Source organism: Streptomyces thermoviolaceus (genome assembly GCF_045209695.1).
In the GTDB taxonomy this organism is placed as follows: domain Bacteria; phylum Actinomycetota; class Actinomycetes; order Streptomycetales; family Streptomycetaceae; genus Streptomyces; species Streptomyces thermoviolaceus.
The window spans coordinates 143,794-161,112 of sequence record NZ_CP109280.1; the positions used below are offsets into that span (position 1 = coordinate 143,794).

Sequence of the window (17,319 nt, forward strand, 5' to 3'; positions counted from 1 at the left end):
CTTGTACAAGTGCTGTTACGATTTCGGGATGACCGATCGCCAGGATCACCCCGATCTCATCGATCAACCGGATCGACCCGATCGCACCGGAGCCGCCGACCCCACGCAGGAGAGCCTCTGGCGGCCGCTGCGGCTGCTCCAGGCGGCCATGGACGCCGACATCGCCCGGCTTGTACGCCGAGCGGCAGATCGAGGGCCTCAAACCCAGCTGGGTCATGGAGCTGCTGCGCTTGCACGCCCGCGGCCCCATGACCATCCGGGAACTGGCCGAGTCGGTCCAGCGCACGCACTCGGCCCTCAGTCAGAAGGTGGCGGCGATACGCGCGGCCGGCTGGGTGGAGACCGTCCCCGGTGACGACGCACGCACCAAGCAGGTGCGGCTCACCGACAAGGCCCGCCGGGTGGCCGGACGGCTGGCGGCGGAGTGGCGGGCGACCGAGGCGGCCCTGGCCGACCTCGAGGCGGAACTCCCCTACCCGCTGACCCGGGTCGTCGCCGACATCGAGCAGGCACTCGCACGCAAGAGCTTCCACGACCGGATCGCCGAGAAGCTGGCGCACGATCAGACATGGCAGTGAACGGGCAGACCGGGCCCGGCGCCCCGGACGGAGGCGAGCGCACGGACGCCCAACCGACGGGCACCCGGCCGGAAGGCGTACGGCCGACGGACACCCGGCCGGAGAGCGCCCGGCCGAAGGACGCACGACGGACGGAGCCGGAAAGCACCTGGCCGAAGGGCGTCCGGCTGCGCAACGCCCTGCTCGACGTGACACCGCTGCGGTCGTCGCCGGTGTTCCGGCGGCTGTGGATCGGGACGTCCCTGTCGGGGGTGGGCGGCCGGCTGACCCTGGTGGCCGTGACGTTCCAGGTGTGGGAGAGCACCGGAAGCCCCGTGTGGGCCGGCGCGGTCGGCCTGGCGCAGGCGGTGCCGCTCGTCGTGCTCGGGCTGTTCGCCGGGGTGCTCGCGGACCGTGCGGAGCGGCGGCGACTCGCGCTCGTCACCACCGCCGGGCAGGCCGGGTGCGTGCTGCTGCTCGCCGTGCAGGCGTCGGTGCTGCCGCTGCCCGCCGCCGGAGTGCTCGTGCTGGTCTTCGTCCAGTCCTGCTTCGTCGCCGCCGGCGGGCCGGTCCTGCGCACCCTCGTCCCGCGCCTGTTGCCCCCGGATCAGCGGGCGGCCGGACTCGCCCTGCAACAAGTCTCCTTCCAGGGCTCGATGCTGGCCGGACCCGCCCTCGGCGGGCTGATCTGCGGGTGGCTGGGGGCCGGCGGTTGCTACCTGATCGACGCCGTCACGTTCGCCGCGGCCCTGTACGGCCTGCGCGGCCTGCCGCGTATGCAGCCCGGGCAGGAGCCCGCACGCCCCGGCCTGCGCGGAGTGCGCGACGGCCTTGCGTTCCTGGTGCGGACACCGGTGATCCGCGGAGCGCTGCTGACCGACCTGGCCGCCACCGTCCTGACCATGCCGGTCGGCCTGTTCCCCGTGGTCAACGCGGAGCGGTTCGGCGGCGATCCGCGCACGCTCGGCCTGTTCCTCACCTCCCTCGCCGTCGGCGGTGTGGCCGCGTCGGCACTGTCGGGCACCTTCACGCGACGCGCCCGCCCGGGCACGGCCATGCTCACGGGGGCCGCCGTCTGGGGCGCCGCCATGGTGCTGTTCGGCCTGACCTCCGGCCGGTGGACGTCGCTGGCCTGCCTCGTCCTCGCCGGCGCCGCGGACACCGTCTCGGTCGTCTCCCGCGGCGCCCTCGTCCAGACGCACACCCCCGACGACCTGCTGGGCCGGGTCGGCGCCGCCGACCAGATCGTCGGGCGGGCCGGTCCCGACCTCGGCAACCTGCGCGCCGGGCTCGTCGCCGACACCACCTCCACGGCCGTGGCCCTGGTGACCGGTGGCCTGCTCTGCCTCGGCGCGGTGGCGCTGGTGGGCGCCACCACCGCGGACCTGCGCCGGTCCCCCGGCCGGTCCCCCGCCGCGCGGACCGACGCACCGGCCGGCCCCTGAGGAGGGACTCCCGGGCGCCCCGGGGGCCCGCGCCCATCTCCTCCGCACTTCTCCCGCCGCAGCTCTCCCACGCCCTCGGCGGACGCGCGCACCGCCCCGCCCGCCCCGGCCACCGGCACACACGCACCCGTCTCGATCCCCTTCGACCACCCGCCTCGTGACCCCTTGATCGACGAATGTCAAGCAGCGACGCGCCGTCGGTTCTGCACCAGCTGACGGTGCATGGGGTGAACGCATGTCAGGAGATCACCTTGTCAGGCTAATTGTCGGTCAATCACACGGCGAACAGACATTTTTGACGGTTCATCAGATCAGCGCTCGACGGCAGTTCCGGCCCACACATCCCCCGATCGGCCCCCGCCGACAGCCCTTCCGATTCGCCCGAAATGACAGCTTCGAAGCGGTGTGAGTACGTTCATCACGCGTCGGCTGCGACAGCCGAGCTCTCCGACTCGAGACAGGAGACACAGTGCCATGATCATGACCCGTTCCCACGCGATCACCGCGGGCATCGCGGCCGCCGCGGCACTGACCGCGACCGGCATCACCTACGCGACGGCCGCCCCCTCGCCCCAGTCGGCCCCGGCTGCCGCCGCCCAGCAGGCGCCCGTCCAGGCCCCCCTGGGTGGTGACAACGGCAACAGCAACAACAACAGCAAGGGCAACGAGGGCAGGGACCACGACGACCACGACAAGGGTCACAAGAAGCACCGCAAGCACCACGACGAGGGCTGGATCCACATCAACGAGCGGTCCTACTCCGCTCACCCGAGCGGCTGCGTCACCGTCATCAGCGGACTGGGGTCGAAGACCTTCAACATCCGCAACGACAGCCGCAGGACCGTCGAGGTGTTCCGCGGCGCCACCTGCGACAACGGCGCCCCCATCGCCACCGTCGGCCCGCACAGCACCAGCAACGGCGTCGAGCCCGGCAAGTCCCACTCCGTCAAGGTCAAGGACGGCGTCATCGCCAGCTTCCGCGTCGTCCACCACCACCACGGCAAGGACGACCACTGATCGCAGCAGCCGAGTTCGCCGTCGCACTACGAGAGACACGGTGTCCCCGGCCCGCCGTAATCGGGCCGGGGCACCGCGGACAGACGCAGAACACGGAATCCCGGCCCGCCGTAATCGGGCCGGGCTTCTGTGCTGACCCCGGCCGGCGGCGCCCCTGCCGGGGGGCTCGCGTCCGGCCACGGGCCGCAGCGCCCGTGCGCCTGCGTTGCCATGGTAGAACCGGACACCCGACGCGGCGAGCCTGCCTGGAACCGTCCGTATCGCGGACGGACTGCGTACACCCGGAAGAGTGACGGGTCCGGGGCGCTTATAGACAGGTGTGACGCACTTCCAGGACACCGATACCTCTTCCTCGGCGCTGGACAGCGCCGACACGGCGCCCGGTGGGGGCCCGTCGGGCCGGCTGGTCGGCCTGCTCGCGGCCGCCTGCGGCCTCACCGTCGCCAATCTGTACTACGCGCAGCCCCTGCTGTCCTCGCTGCGCGGCTCCTTCGGCATCGACGCGGTCACCGCGGGAGCCCTGATCACCATCACCCAGCTGGGGTACGCGGCCGGCATGGTGCTGCTGGTCCCGCTCGGCGACCGGATGGGCAAACGCCGGCTGGTCGCCGTCCTGCTGGCCGTGACCACGGCGGCGCTGGCGGTGTCCGCCACCGCCCCGGTCTTCCCCGTGCTGCTGGGGGCGGCGCTGGTGGTCGGGCTGACCTCGGTGGTGGCGCAGATACTCGTGCCGCTCGCGGCCGACCTCGCACCCGAGCAGGCGCGGGGCCGGATCGTCGGGCGGGTGATGAGCGGACTGCTGGTCGGCATCCTGCTGTCGCGGACCGTGGGCAGCCTGGTCGCCGAGGCCGCCGGCTGGCGGGTGGTGTATCTGGCCTCCGCGGCGCTCATGGCCGTTCTGGCCGTGGTGCTGCGTCTCGCCCTGCCCGAGCGCGCCCCCACCACCGACATCCCCTACGGCAGACTGCTGGCCTCCACCGCGCGGCTGCTGCGGGAACACGCCGCGCTGCGCCGCCGGGCGCTGTACCAGGCGGCGATGTTCGGCGCGTTCAGCGCCTTCTGGACCACGGTGTCGTATCTGCTGACCGGCCCCGGCTACCACTACTCGGAGCTGGGCATCGGTCTGTTCGCGCTGGTCGGGGCGGCCGGCGCGGCCGTCGCACCGCTCGCCGGGCGCTGGGCCGACCACGGCTGGGGCCGGGCGGCCACGGGGGCCGCGTTCGCCGTGGGCGCCGCCGCGTTCGCGGTGGGGGGATTCGGCCGGCACAGCGTGCTGCTGCTCGGTGCGGCGGCCGTACTGCTGGACATGGCCGTGCAGACCAGCATGATCGTCGGCCAGCACACCATCTACCGGCTCGACGCCGCCGCCCGCTCCCGGCTCAACAGCGCCTACATCGCGGTCTTCTTCATCGGCGGCGCCCTCGGCTCCCAGCTCGGCTCCTTCGCCTATCACGCGGGCGGCTGGACGGCCCTGTCCGTGCTCGGTGCCGCGCTGCCCGTCCTGGGCCTGCTGGGCTGGCTCACGGAGCGCAGGTCCACGGCACCGGCCGTGTGAGCTTCCCGTGCCCGTCGGTAAGCACCACCCGGGTGCGGGCCGGCGGCACGCTTTCGTCCGGTGCACTCTTGTCCAGGTGACGGCGCCCCGGGATGCGGCGCCGCCCAGGGTGCGCGGACACACCTGCGGCGACCGGCACACCGTCGCCGCCGCCCCCGCGCCATCGCCCTGAGCGGAAGCGCCGGCCCTGGTCACCGGCGTGTTCCGGCAGAGCCGCTTCCCGGCCCGGGCGCGTACCCGGTGCTCCGCTCACCGTTCGGCACACCTGGCGGCCAGGTGTGCACTGGACACCCGGCCGACGCGGCGCACGTGTGCACCTCCCGCACCACAGCGGGGGACGGCAGGCCGCTCATGTGACACACGTGGTGACCGGCGCACGGCCGGCTCCGGCGGGGCGTGTGCACACCTGACCGGCCGCCGTCGCCGGGCGTCTCCCGGCACACGGCAGCGGGGCGAGCCCGGACGGATGCGTCCGGGCTCGCCCCGCTCGTCGCCATGGCCGTGCACCGGCAGCCGGGCACGGCCGGAAGGCATCAGAAGCCGACAGCGACCAGCAGCCACTCCGGGTTGTCGTGCGACACGTAGGAGGACTGGTCCGCCACGTCGTCGTAGGGGAAGCCGTAGGCGAGGCCGTTCAGGGCGTTGTCGTGCCAGAACTTGGCGTAGTGGTTCGCCGGCTCGGCCGAGTAGAACTGCGCCGGGTCGTGCTGCTGGTCCGCCGGCAGCGTCGCCACGTGCCGGTTCAGGGCCGCGCACCGCTCGGCGTCACCGGCCAGCGAGCCGGCGCAGCTGAAGATGTCGGCGGTCGACGCGTTCACGCCGACGGACTGGGCGTAGGCCGTGAAGTAGTCGGCGTTGGCACCGCCGGGGCGGAAGCTCGGGTCAGCGGCCGGCGCGATGATCCGGTAGGGCGCCTGCGACTGGGCCAGCACCTTGAACGGCTCCGGCACGGAGTCGACGAAACGCTGGAAGGTGGTGGCGCGGTCCTCGGTGAACAGCTGACGGCTGTCGCCCACCTCCACGTCGTAGCCGTCCCTGGTGTGCAGACGCATCGCGAGCGGCAGGCCGTAGGCGTCCACCCGCGTGGTGTTCCCGTTGAACCGGTTGTCGCCGACGGTGAACTCGATGAAGTCGTAGTACGGGCCGTCGGGGGACCCGAGGTGGAAGTACATGCGGCCCGAGGAGTTCACCGGCATGTCGAGGTAGGGCTGCTCCGCGATGGAGTGCGTCTCCCCGTTGAACGTCCAGTACACCTGGTCGTCGGGGTACGCACCGTTCGTGCGGTTGAGCACCTTCACCTGCAGCACGTTCTGCGCGGGCGGGATGTCGGAGGTGTCGCCCCAGAAGTCGTCGGTGATGAGTCCGCCGCTCGCCGCCGGGCCGTCGGCCCGTGCGGGTGCCTGCGTCAGGGTGAAGAGGCAGGCGGCGAGTGCGAGCACCAGGGCGAGAGCGGTGCGGGTGCGGACGGTGCCGGTCGGGTGTGCAGGCGCCGACATGTGGGGGGTGGTCGCCATGCGGTCTCCAGTACGAAAGGCCCGTGAGGGACGCGGAAAGGCGGGAAAACCGGGGGTCGGAGAGCGCTCTCAGGACGTTTGTACCGCCACCTCACGCACCCGTCAACAACTGAACACATTCTCAAGGGAGTTGCACGCCTTTCGTCGCCTCGCTTCCCGCCACGTACGGGACATGCGGCACATGTCGTGCCACATCCGGCGGTTCACGGTCGGTGCACCCCTTCGGCTCCTGCACGGGGCGGGACGTCAGAAAGCTTTGATCTTTTACGTCTTGACGCTGCTGGTCCAGACCTTTTGGTTCCGGGACGGCAGCGCGCCCTCCCCCAGCCAGCGACCTGGTCGCCGTTGTCGCGCGGGCGCGCCGTCATCCCGTCAACCCTTTTCCATACCTGAAAGAGTGTGAACCTCCAGCCATGGTCGGACACTCTCCGCACCGCTCGACCCTCGTGAAGAGCGGTCTGGCGGCGACCGTGCTCGCCCTGTCGGCGGCCCTGATGACCGCCGCTCCGGCTCAGGCCGCCACCGGCTCCATCACCGGCCTGGACGGCAAGTGCCTCGATGTCGCGGGCGCCGACTCCGCCAACGGCACCCCCGTGCAGATCTACGACTGCAACGGCACCAACGCCCAGCAGTGGACCGTCGGCTCCGACGGCACCATCCGCGCCCTCGGCAAGTGCCTCGACATCGTCGACCGCTCCACCGCCGACGGCGCCAAGGTGCAATTGTGGGACTGCACCGGCGGCGCCAACCAGAAGTGGGTCGTCACCGCGGCCCACGACATCGTCAACCCCGCCGCCGACAAGTGCCTCGACGTCACCGACCGCAACAGCGCCAACGGCACCCGCGTGCAGATCTGGACCTGCACCGGCGGCTCCAACCAGAAGTGGAACGCACCGGCCACCGGCGGCGGCAGCACTCCGGCACCCTCGGGCTTCGTGGTCTCCGAGGCCCAGTTCAACCAGATGTTCCCGAACCGGAACCCGTTCTACACCTACCAGGGTCTGGTCCAGGCGCTGAGCGCGTTCCCGGGCTTCGCCAACACCGGCGACGACACGACGAAGAAGCAGGAGGCCGCCGCCTTCCTGGCCAACGTCAACCACGAGACCGGCGGCCTGCAGTACGTGGTCGAGCTGAACACCGCCAACTACCCGACCTACTGCGACTGGGGTCAGTCGTACGGCTGCCCGGCGGGTCAGGCCGCCTACTACGGCCGCGGCCCCATCCAGCTGAGCTGGAACTACAACTACAAGGCCGCGGGTGACGCGATCGGCGTGGACCTGCTGAACAACCCCTGGCTGGTCGAGAACGACCCGGCGATCGCCTGGAAGACCGGCCTGTGGTTCTGGAACACCCAGTCCGGCGCCGGCACCATGACCCCGCACAACGCCATGGTGAACCACGTCGGCTTCGGCGAGACCATCCGCTCCATCAACGGCTCGCTGGAGTGCAACGGCCGGAACCAGGCACAGGTGCAGAGCCGCGTCGACGCCTACCAGCGCTTCACCTCCATCCTCGGGGTGAGCCCGGGCGGCAACCTGTACTGCTGATCCGCTTCTGAACAGCGACACCGCGTGTGCCCATGGCGGACAACGCCGTGGGCGCACGTGCTGTTTCCGTCGCCGGCGCCGGGGACGCATCACCGGGCTGTGTCCCCTCGCGCGGACAGCCGCCCTGGTGCGAGCGACGCCGGACAAGGGTTCCGGCGCCGGCCTGTGGGGGGAGGTCGGCATGAGGTCTCCAGTACCGGAAGGGCCTGTGGGGGACAGGGTGCACAACGGCTGAGAGCGCTCTCACGTTGTTCTACCGCCACCGCCCGCAGCCGTCAACAACTGAACGCGGACATGCACCGCGCCCTCATCTCTCGTCACCCATCGGCCCGCCGTAAACGTGAGGAAGCGCACATGTGTGCCGCTTCCCGGTGATCGACGGCCGGCACCGCCCCTTCATCCAGTGCACCGGATGCCGCGTCAAATCCCGGGCTGAATTCATCCCTTGACGCCAGTGGTGCAGACCTTTAGGTTCCCAACCGACAGCGCCACCTGCCTCAGTCGCGGCTTCGTCGCCGTCGTCCGGTGGGCGCGCCGTCGTCCTTGCCCCCCACCCCCCACTGAAAGAGTGTGAACCCCCCACCATGGCAGGACACTCTTCGACCCGCTCGGCCACCGTGACGAGTGGTTTAGCAGCGACCGTGCTCGCCATACCCGCGACCCTGACGACCGCCTCCCCCGTTCAGGGCGTCCGTGGCGGCATCACCGGCCTCGCCGAGGAGTGCCCCGGCATCACGGGGATCACCAGTGCCGACGGCACTTCTGTGTAGTCCCGGACCGACATCGATCCGGACGACGGCCACGACGCCGTGGCCGCGCCGGAGTTGGGCCGACCCAGGCACCAGGCCGGTGATGTCCTCCGGCCTGCTCTTCCTCTCATCAAGGAGCGATCGTGACTGCTTCCACCACCCGTCAGCGGATCTCCGCCCGACGCCTCGGTCTGCGCCGGGCGACGCTCGGTGTCGCGACGGCCGGTCTTGTCGCCGCCATGTTCACCGCCGCGCCGGCCCAGGCCGCCACCGGCCCCGTCGCCGGCAGCACGCACGTGAGCGCGTCGGCCGCCGGCAGCGACACGATCCAGGCCAACTTCGTGGTCTCCGAAGCCCAGTTCAACCAGATGTTCCCGAACCGGAACCCGTTCTACACCTACCAGGGTCTGGTCGACGCGCTCAGCGCCTTCCCGGGCTTCGCCAACACCGGTGACGACACGACGAAGAAGCAGGAGGCCGCCGCCTTCCTGGCCAACGTCAACCACGAGACCGGCGGCCTGCAGTACGTGGTCGAGCAGAACACCGCCAACTACCCGGCGTACTGCGACTGGAGCCAGCCGTACGGCTGCCCGGCCGGCCAGGACGCCTACTACGGCCGCGGCCCCATCCAGCTGAGCTGGAACTTCAACTACAAGGCCGCGGGTGACGCGATCGGCGTGGACCTGCTGAACAACCCCTGGCTGGTCGAGAACGACCCGGCGATCGCCTGGAAGACCGGCCTGTGGTACTGGAACACCCAGTCCGGCCCGGGCACCATGACGCCCCACGACGCCATGGTGAACCACGCCGGTTTCGGCCAGACCATCCGCTCCATCAACGGTTCCCTGGAGTGCGACGGCCGGAACCCGGCGCAGGTGCAGAGCCGCGTCGACGCCTACCAGCGCTTCACCTCCATCCTCGGGGTGGCCCCGGGCGACAACCTGTACTGCTGAGGTCTCTCGGCATCCGGTACCACGTGTGCCCACGGCGGGAGGAGGCCGTGGGCACACGTGCTGACGCGTGTCCCGCGCCGGCACACCCACGTGACCGCGGGACACGCAACGGCGGTGTGCACCCTTCCGCACGGTGCCCGGCGGGCGGCGACGCCCCGGACGAGCCCGCAATCCGGCGGTCGCCGCACCCCGGCGGATACGCTGAGGCACCGTCCGCTCCGGCGTCCGCGGACGCATGCGCCCGCACCCGCACGGGCCGGCGTCCGCACGGCGCCCGGCGGAGGAGGAGGTGTGGCATGAGTTCTCCAGGCGTGCACCTGCGCGAGGTCACGGCCGGCAACCGGGACGCCGTGCGCGCCCTCCGTGTCCGGCGCGACCAGCGGCGGTTCGTCGCCTCCGTGTCCGAGTCGCTCGAGGACGCCGCCGAGCAGCCCCAGGCCCGTCCCTGGTACCGCGCCGTGTATCAGGGCGAGGAGCCGGTCGGCTTCGTGATGCTGATGTGGCGTCCCCCCGACGGCCCGTTCCGGGAACGGCATTTCTTGTGGCGCTTCCTGATCGACCGGCGGTACCAGAGACGCGGGATCGGCCGTCAGGCCCTCACCCGGGTCGCCGACCTGGTGCGGGCGGACGGCGCCACGGAGCTGCTGACCAGTTACGAGCCCGGTGACGGCGAGCCGTTGCCGTTCTACCGTGCGCTCGGCTTCGAGGCCACCGGGCAGATCTGGGACGGGGAGATCGTGCTGCGACTGGCTCTGCCCGCTCGGTGAATCCCCCGGCACCCCTCCGCGGCACCGCGCCGGCCCCTCCCCCGGCCGGCTCTCCGGCCGCGTCCGCGACGCATCCGATGACGGCCGCACGCTGCCGCCGCGCCCTGTGCCACGGCACGGCAGCGGCCGTCCGCGCGCCGGGCGTCCGACACGCCGGTGCGCGGACGGCCGCCCGAGGTGCGGCCGCTGCACCCGCCTACCGCCAGGTGACGGTGACCGGCCGGTGCACGGTGTGCCGGGGCAGGCTGATCGTGAGGGTTCTGCTCGCCCGGTCCCAGTGCCAGTCGGCCCGGGTGAGCCGGACGCCGGTGGCGGACACCTCGGTCGGGGCGTGGTCCGTGCCCAGCAGGGACAACGTCCACCGGCGGTCCTTCACCTGGCCGGGGAAGGAGCCGTGCACCGCGTCGACGGTCACCGTGTGGCGGGAGCCGTCGCGGGTGTGGCGGACGGTCGTCGTGGCGCTGTGGCCCGGCCCCGTGCCGGTGCCGTCGTCCTCGTAGAGCCGGTACGAGCCGGACGCCCCGGTGGCCACGGTCAGGGTGACGTCGGTCAGCGGCGCCTTGTCGTGGGCCGCGACGTCATGGGTGCGGGTGGGCAGGATGCCGCCGTCCTTGACGAACACGGGCATGGTGTCCAGTCCGGTGGTGACTTCCCGGGTGGTGCCGCCCTGGTAGGTCGTGCCGGTGAACCAGTCGGTCCACCGGCCGGGCGGGAACCACACCGTGGTGGTCGCGGTCGTCCCCGGTGAGGTGACCGGGGCGACCAGGACGTCGGGCCCGTACAGGTACTCGCTGTCGGCGGTGGCGTAGGCCTGCTCCTCCTCCGGGTACTCCAGGTAGGTGGCACGGACGATCGGCACACCGGTGCGGTGCGCCTCCTCGGCCAGGGTGTAGGTGTAGGGCACCAGGTTCTCGCGGAGGTTGAGGAAGCGGTCCGCCGAGGCTCGGGCCTCGGTGCCGTACTGCCAGGGCAGCCGGTCGCTGTGGTTGCTGTGCAGGCGGTCGATCGGCTGGAAGGTGCCGAACTGCACCCAGCGGGCGTACAGGTCGTCGGGCAGCTTGTACGTGGTGCGGGTCTGTCCGCCGTCGGTCCAGGTCTCCGAACCGGGCAGTCCCGTCGTGTCGTTGTGGCCGCCGATGTCGTGCGTGACGGCGACCATCCCGGTCGCCGCGGACTCACCCGGCGTGTAGCCGACCTCCAGCTTCAGGGTGCCCCAGGTGGAGGAGGTGTCGCCGGTGAAGTGCACGGTGGTGCGTTTGTCCGCCCACGGCCCGGTCGGCACCGCCTGCTGGCCGCTGTAGCCGCCCGCCTGGAGCGAGCCGTAGGCGCGGGAGAGGACGAAGCCGCGGCCGAGGCGCCGGCCGGTCATCGTGGCGTACTGCTGGTTGATCCACGCGTCCGGGGTGACCCCGGGCAGGGACGACTGCGAGGAGTCGCAGCACCAGTCCAGCCACCAGAAGTCGTTGCCCTGGTCGTCCATGGTCCGGTGCAGGTCCAGGTAGGCCCTGAGCTGGTCGGGGTCGCCGAAGTCGAAGGTGTGGCAGTTGTCCTCCACCGAGGCGCCGGGCGCGCACCCGCCCTTGGTGAGCTTGCCCTTGGCCGTGGCCTGGGCCCGGGGGAACTGGGGGTCGGAGGCGAGGATGCTGGGGTGCACGTTGAGCGTGTTGTGCAGTCCCTGAGCGGCCGACCAGTCGAAGAAGCCCTTCGGGTCGGGGAACCGGTTCCGGTCGATCTCCCAGCCGCTCCAGTTGTTGACGGCCTTGTAGTCGGTGTCGGTCACCAGCACGTCCAGCGGGACGCCTTCGGCGCGGAAGGCCGGGAGGACGGTGTCGCGGTAGTCGGCCGCGGTGCGGTCGATGTACTCCGAGTACCACACGCCGTACGCCCAGGGCGGCAGCAGCGCCGGGGGCCCGGTGAGGGTGGCCAGGTCGGCGAGGGCCTGTTCGTAGTCGTGTCCGTAGGCGAAGACATAGCCGTCCTGGTAGGGCTCGCCGCCGTGCGCGGGGCGCGGTGTCACCTGCTGCGTCGCGGGGTCGTAGAGCGCGGACGGGGTGTCGTCCAGCAGATACCAGCCGTCCTTGTGGAGCAGGCCGGGGGTGGTCACCGGGGCGGGTCCGGTGCCGGTGACGCCGTCCAGGCCGCGGCGGTAGCCGCCGAGGGCGAGGTGCGGCTGCGGGGCCGGGGCTCCGGTGGCGGTGACGGACACGGTGTCGAGGTTGACGTGGCAGCTCGTCTCCTCGGGGCAGCCGAGGGTGATGTCGTCGTCTCCTGCGGTCAGCGTCACCGGCACGGCGGCGGTCCGCCAGTCGTCCCAGTTCTCGGTCGCCGGCAGGGTGAGGGTCGTGGTGCCGGCACCGGTGGACACCGAGGCGGTGCGGGTCCGGTGCAGGCCGTCGCCGCCGGTGCCGTTGGCGTAGCGCACCCGCAGGGTGTAGACGCCGTCGGCCGGCACCCCGACCAGGTGGGTGGTCACGCTCGATCCCTGGTTCAGCTCGGCGACGAAGCCGTCACCGGCGTAGCCGGTGTGGTCGGTGGCGCTGCTCGCGGTGCCGGTGATCCGTCCGTCCTCCGCCTCGCAGCTCGTGCCGACGGCACAGCCGGTGATCGCGGCGGTGTCGGCCGGCGGGTACGGGTCGCCGGGGTGCACCAGGGCGAGGCTGTCGAGGTTGACGTTGCCGCTGTCCGAGGCGGTGCGGGTGAGCGTGAGCGTGTGGGGGCCCGCGCCGAGCCGGACGGGTGCGGTGGCGAGTTTCCAGGTGTCCCAGCTTCCCGTGGCCGGCAGGGTCAGCGTCGTGGGCTCCGCACCGTCGACCGTCAGGGTCAGGGTGCGGGTCTCGTTCCTGCCGTCCCCGCCGAGGGCATTGGCGTACCGCACGGCGACGTCGTAGGCGCCGTCGTGGGTGACATCGATGTCAGCGGAGACGGAGCTGCCGGTGCCCGTGAAGCCGGCGGCGAATCCGGTGCCGGTGTGGCCGGTGTGGTCGGCGGCCGCGGACACGCCGTCGAGCCGGAGCTTCTCCGCCTCGCACAGGGTGCCGGGCCGGCAGATCAGCCGGTGCCAGGGCGCGGCGGTGACCGGGGCGTCGCCCGCGGTGAGCTTCACCGAGAGGTTGCCGGCGTCGAACGGTCCGGAGCCGACCCGGTAGCGCAGGGTCATCGCGCTCGTCGTGATGGTGAGCCAGCCCCCGCTGGTGCGGGCGGTGTAGGGGGTCGGGGCGAAGTCGTCGCGGCCGATCGCGTTGAAGGTAGGGGCGTCGGTGAAGGCGCGGTCGCCCGCGTACTCGGTGCGGACGAGGGTCGGGGAGAGGATCTGGAAGCGGGCGTCACCGGAGGTGACAACAGGGATGCGGGGGTGTCGGCCCTCGTCGTGGGCCGATGCGGGCGGCGCGCCGGGCGACACGGCGGTGACGGCCATGCCCAGGGCGGCAGTGACCGACCACCGCCGCAGGAGCCGCCACCGTCGTCTGGAAGTGCGTCTCACGACCAACTCCGTTCCGGGTCTGCCGACGCGGTCCGGTCGCGCCGGCGGGGACAGGACCCTGTGCAGCGTGGTGAGTTGAGCGTGAGCATCACAACACGGCGATGACCGCTGTGTACATGACCATGACGACGGCCGGTGCGGCACGGCCGTCCTGCCGGCGGTGACCGGACCGCGGCGGAACGCTCGGCACGGCAACCGCCGCCCGGTGCCGGCCGGCCGGCTACCGGCCCGCGCAGGCCGCGTCGATGAGCGCGGCCGCGGTGCTGAGGGCCAGCCCGTCCAGGCGGTCGACGCCCGTGCCGGCCCGGGTCGCGGCGCCGTCGAAGACCAGGGCGAGCCGACGGGCGAGAAGCTCCGGGTCCGCGGCACCGGCGCGTTCCGCCTCGGCGCGGAGGAACGCCAGCGTCTCGGCCTTGTACCGCAACGCCACGACACTGGCCGGATGCCCGAGGTCCTTGAGCTCCACGAGCGTCGACACATGGGGGCAGCCGCAGTACCCGGGGTCCTGGGCGGCCTCCTCGAGGCGCCGGAACACGTACAGCATCCGCTCGCGCGGCGAGCCGGGGGCGTCCGGCGGCGGGAGCAGGAACGCGCTCACCGCCCGTGCCCGGCGTTCCAGCGCGGCGGCGATGATCGCGTCCTTGCTGTCGAACAGCTGGTACATGGACCGCTTCGAGACACCGGCCGCCCGGCAGAGGGCGTCCGTGCCGACCCCGACGCCTTCCCGCTCGAACAGCTCGGCCGCCGCGTCGAGCAGCCGTTCGCGTGGCGACGCCTTGGCGGACGCCACCTCGGATGCGCTGCCGGACACGGCCTTCACTGTCGTCATGGGTGGAGCATAGCGCGCCGACTCGACACGGGAAACCGATCGGTTTACGCTCGCAGCACGAGGAAACCGATCGGTTTCCATCCTGTGCGGCATGCCCTCATGCCGCTCCCGGGCCGGTGCCGCACGCCGGACCGGCGCTGCGGCGCGATTCCCGCCCGTTCCACGGAAGAAGGCAACTCATGAACATCAACGGCTCCGTCGCCCTGGTCACCGGCGCCAACCGAGGTCTCGGCGACCGGTTCGTCCGCGCCCTGCTCCAGGCGGGTGCGCGCAAGGTCTACGCGGCGGCCCGTGACCCCCGCCGCATCCGCGTCCGGGCAGAAGGAGTGGTGCCGATCGCACTGGACATCACCGATCCGGCCGCCGTGCGCTCCGCGGCCGAGCAGGCCCCGGACGTCACCCTGCTCGTCAACAACGCGGGCTCGTTCTCCGGCGGCCCGGTGCTCGACGGGGACCTCGACGCCTTCCGCACCGACTTCGAGACCCATGTGCTCGGCACCCTCGCCGTCAGCCGCGCCTTCGCACCCGTGCTCGCCCGCAACGGCGGCGGCGCGATCCTCAATGTGCTCTCCGTGCTGTCCTGGTTGACGCTGCCTCACGCCGCCGCGTACTGCGCGGCCAAGTCCGCCGCATGGTCCGTCACCAATGCGCTGCGCCTGCGCCTGGCCGATCAGGGCACCCAGGTCAGCGCGCTCCATGTCGGCTACATGGACACCGACATGACCGCCGAGCTCGACCAGCCGAAGTCGGACCCCGCCGACATCGCCCGGATCGCCCTGGAGGGCCTCGACCAGGGGCTGTACGAGATCGTCGCCGACGCCGGCAGCCGACGGGTGCTCGGCGACCTGTCCGCGGGTGTGGAGGCGCTGTATCCGCAGCTGGCGCACTGACCGCCGCCGGCGCCGGCCGGTCCGCCTTTCGGGGGGCCGCGGGTTCATCCTGCGACCCTCGCCGTCCCACACTTCGGCGCACACGCCGTCCTCTCATCGCTCCTCGCTACCCTCTTCGGGCGCGCGTTCGACACGGTCCGCCGGACGGTGGGCGCGCGCCCGAGCCCGAGCACGAGTACGAGGAGGCGGCACGGTGCCGCAGGGGCAGACAGCCGACCCGGAGATGATTCCGTCGGCACGGACACAGGAACGCCGGCTCCGCCGCGACCTGGGCTTCTGGGGACTGACGGCGATCGCCTTCTCCAACATCGTCGGCTCGGGATGGCTGTTCGCCGCGATGTACGCCGCTCGAACGGCGGGCCCGGCCTCGCTGCTGTCCTGGGTGGGCGCGGGGCTGCTGTGCATGCTGGTGGCCCTGGTGATGATCGAGCTGGGTGCGTCCCGGCCGGAGGGCGGCGGCACGGTGCGCTGGCCGCTGTACGCCTCGGGACGCCTGGTCGGCACGGTGATCGGCTGGTCGGTGCTGCTGTCGGTGGGCGGCACCGCGGCGGAGATCAGCGCGATCATGCAGTATGCCGCGCACTACCTGCCCGGCCTGTACCGGGACGGCTCGCTGACGATCAGCGGCCTGGGGGTGGCGGCGACGCTGAGCATCGTGCTGACGGCGCTGAACTGGTTCGCGGTACGGCTGTTCGCGCGGCTGAACAACCTGCTGACCGTGTTCAAGATCGCGGTGCCGCTGCTCACGGTGGTGGCGCTGCTGGTGTCCGGGTGGGACAGCAGCCGGCTGACCGACCACGGCGGGTTCGCCCCCTACGGATACGCGGCCTGCCTGTCGGCGCTGGCCGGCGGCGGCATCGTGTACTCGGTGAACGGGTTCCAGGCACCGCTGGACTTCTCCGGCGAGACGAGGAACCCGCGGCGCACCGTGCCCGCCGCGGTGCTGGTCGGGATCGGTCTGGCCGTCTTGATGTACCTGGCGCTGCAGGTGGCGTTCCTGTTCGCGGTGCCCGACAGTGCACTGACGCACGGCTGGCAGGGCGTGAACTTCGACTCGCCGTTCGGGCAGCTGGCCCTGGTGCTCAACCTGCACTGGCTGTCGACGCTGCTGTACGCGGACGCCGTCGTCTCGCCGGGCGGCTCGGCCTACGTCGGGGTCGCGCTGGACGCCCGGCACACCTACGCGCTGGCGAAGAACGGCACGCTGCCGCGCTTCTTCATGGCGGTGGAGCAGCGCTCGGGCATTCCGCGCCGGGCCCTGGTGCTGAACCTCGCGGTGATCCTGGTGTTCCTGCTGCCCTTCGGCGGCTGGCAGGACATCGTGAGTGTCATGGGGGACATGTATCTGCTCACCTACGCGGCCTGCGCGGTTGCGGCCGCGGTGTTCCTGACGGCCCCGGGCGGCCGCACCGCCGGGTGGGTGCCGGGCCTGCGCTGGACGGCTCCCGTGGCGTTCGTGGTGTCCGCCGAGTTCGTGTACTGGTCGGGGTGGCGCGACCTGCGGCTGGCGCTGCCGCTGGTCCTGGCGGGCCTGCTGGTGTTCCTCGCCATGCACCGCAGCACCGGGACGGGCCGGCCGCTCACCGCGGAACTGGCCACGGGCGCATGGCTGGTGGTGTTCCTCGCGGTGCTCACGCTGCTGTCCTGGCTCGGCTCCTTCGGCGGCTCGGGACGGCTCCCGGCGCCCTGGGACTCCCTGACGGTGGCGGTCTTCGGGATCGCGGTCTACTTCTGGGCGGTACGCTCGGGCGTCCGCGTCCAGGCGGTGAGGACACACACGGACAGCCTCGCCCAGGGCTGAGGTCCTGCTCCGCCGGGCCGCGCACACACGCAGCCGAGGACGTGTGCGCGGCCCGGCCGCGTCTGCGCGCTGACAGCGCATCAGCCGCCGCACGGATGCGAGAACACATCCGCGAGCGGACGAGCCGAGCGGCCGTCCGCCGTCACCCTGCCGAACCAAAACACCCTCAGGTTTGCGTGCGCGGCGCACACCTGATGTCTCATCAGCGATTTCA

12 protein-coding genes and 1 pseudogene are annotated in these 17,319 nt (G+C 71.9%); 10 read left to right on the forward strand and 3 right to left on the reverse strand.

From position 1 onward, the window contains the following. Nucleotides 1–170: 170 nt before the first annotated feature. The 4 genes from OG899_RS00660 to OG899_RS00675 all read left to right on the forward strand — a co-directional run bounded on the left by OG899_RS00660 (nucleotide 171) and on the right by OG899_RS00675 (nucleotide 4,574). Nucleotides 171–578, forward strand: a complete 408-nt coding sequence (locus OG899_RS00660; RefSeq protein WP_229814431.1) for a MarR family winged helix-turn-helix transcriptional regulator — start codon at nucleotides 171–173, stop codon at nucleotides 576–578. A 167-nt stretch (nucleotides 579–745) separates the two neighbouring features. Then, nucleotides 746–2,002: an MFS transporter gene (locus tag OG899_RS00665; RefSeq protein WP_229814443.1), complete on the forward strand. Its 1,257-nt coding sequence runs from the start codon at nucleotides 746–748 to the stop codon at nucleotides 2,000–2,002. 480 nt (nucleotides 2,003–2,482) lie between these two features. Further along, entirely contained in the window at nucleotides 2,483–3,019 is a 537-nt protein-coding gene (locus OG899_RS00670) for a hypothetical protein (RefSeq protein ID WP_229814432.1), read from the forward strand. A gap of 319 nt (nucleotides 3,020–3,338) precedes the next feature. Further along, entirely contained in the window at nucleotides 3,339–4,574 is a 1,236-nt protein-coding gene (locus OG899_RS00675) for an MFS transporter (RefSeq protein WP_229814433.1), read from the forward strand. Nucleotides 4,575–5,107: 533 nt separating this feature from the next. Here OG899_RS00675 and OG899_RS00680 read toward each other — a convergent pair. Then, a pseudogene (locus OG899_RS00680) lies at nucleotides 5,108–5,926 on the reverse strand (glycoside hydrolase family 64 protein); the annotation flags it as partial. A gap of 575 nt (nucleotides 5,927–6,501) precedes the next feature. Here OG899_RS00680 and OG899_RS00685 point away from each other — a divergent pair. From OG899_RS00685 to OG899_RS00700, 4 genes are all read left to right on the forward strand, one after another. Then, nucleotides 6,502–7,635 carry a lectin gene (locus OG899_RS00685; RefSeq protein ID WP_168132418.1) on the forward strand — a complete coding sequence of 378 codons (1,134 nt, stop codon included), beginning with the start codon at nucleotides 6,502–6,504 and terminating at the stop codon, nucleotides 7,633–7,635. A gap of 584 nt (nucleotides 7,636–8,219) precedes the next feature. Then, entirely contained in the window at nucleotides 8,220–8,405 is a 186-nt protein-coding gene (locus tag OG899_RS00690) for a hypothetical protein (protein WP_125497312.1), read from the forward strand. A 218-nt stretch (nucleotides 8,406–8,623) separates the two neighbouring features. Further along, nucleotides 8,624–9,337 (forward strand): chitinase, encoded by a 714-nt coding sequence (locus OG899_RS00695; RefSeq protein ID WP_125497347.1) that lies wholly within the window; start codon nucleotides 8,624–8,626, stop codon nucleotides 9,335–9,337. A 296-nt stretch (nucleotides 9,338–9,633) separates the two neighbouring features. Beyond that, nucleotides 9,634–10,104, forward strand: coding sequence for a GNAT family N-acetyltransferase (locus tag OG899_RS00700; RefSeq protein WP_206345965.1), 471 nt, complete (start codon nucleotides 9,634–9,636; stop codon nucleotides 10,102–10,104). 196 nt (nucleotides 10,105–10,300) lie between these two features. Here the strand turns inward: OG899_RS00700 and OG899_RS00705 are convergent, their stop codons facing one another. After that, the gene (locus OG899_RS00705; RefSeq protein WP_125497349.1) at nucleotides 10,301–13,519 is read right to left on the reverse strand and encodes a TIM-barrel domain-containing protein; all 3,219 of its coding nucleotides are present in this window, start codon (nucleotides 13,517–13,519) and stop codon (nucleotides 10,301–10,303) included. A 286-nt stretch (nucleotides 13,520–13,805) separates the two neighbouring features. Then, a complete protein-coding gene (locus OG899_RS00710) occupies nucleotides 13,806–14,414 on the reverse strand; it encodes a TetR/AcrR family transcriptional regulator (protein WP_168132419.1) in 609 nt (202 codons plus the stop codon). 179 nt (nucleotides 14,415–14,593) lie between these two features. On the opposite strand from OG899_RS00710, the gene OG899_RS00715 reads away from it, so the two are divergent. After that, nucleotides 14,594–15,304: an SDR family oxidoreductase gene (locus OG899_RS00715; RefSeq protein WP_125497314.1), complete on the forward strand. Its 711-nt coding sequence runs from the start codon at nucleotides 14,594–14,596 to the stop codon at nucleotides 15,302–15,304. A gap of 223 nt (nucleotides 15,305–15,527) precedes the next feature. Beyond that, nucleotides 15,528–17,105 (forward strand): APC family permease, encoded by a 1,578-nt coding sequence (locus tag OG899_RS00720; protein ID WP_125497350.1) that lies wholly within the window; start codon nucleotides 15,528–15,530, stop codon nucleotides 17,103–17,105. The last annotated feature ends 214 nt before the right edge of the window (nucleotides 17,106–17,319 follow it).

Bases quoted from the DNA above. Each gene is read 5' to 3' on its own strand.
- OG899_RS00670 (WP_229814432.1), top strand. From the start codon at position 2,483: ATGACCCGTTCCCACGCGATCACCGCGGGCATCGCGGCCGCCGCGGCA.
- OG899_RS00685 (WP_168132418.1), top strand. From the start codon at position 6,502: ATGGTCGGACACTCTCCGCACCGCTCGACCCTCGTGAAGAGCGGTCTG.
- OG899_RS00690 (WP_125497312.1), top strand. From the start codon at position 8,220: ATGGCAGGACACTCTTCGACCCGCTCGGCCACCGTGACGAGTGGTTTA.
- OG899_RS00695 (WP_125497347.1), top strand. From the start codon at position 8,624: ATGTTCACCGCCGCGCCGGCCCAGGCCGCCACCGGCCCCGTCGCCGGC.
- OG899_RS00700 (WP_206345965.1), top strand. From the start codon at position 9,634: ATGAGTTCTCCAGGCGTGCACCTGCGCGAGGTCACGGCCGGCAACCGG.
- OG899_RS00705 (WP_125497349.1), bottom strand. From the start codon at position 13,519: ATGGCCGTCACCGCCGTGTCGCCCGGCGCGCCGCCCGCATCGGCCCAC.
- OG899_RS00710 (WP_168132419.1), bottom strand. From the start codon at position 14,414: ATGACGACAGTGAAGGCCGTGTCCGGCAGCGCATCCGAGGTGGCGTCC.
- OG899_RS00715 (WP_125497314.1), top strand. From the start codon at position 14,594: ATGAACATCAACGGCTCCGTCGCCCTGGTCACCGGCGCCAACCGAGGT.
- OG899_RS00720 (WP_125497350.1), top strand. From the start codon at position 15,528: ATGATTCCGTCGGCACGGACACAGGAACGCCGGCTCCGCCGCGACCTG.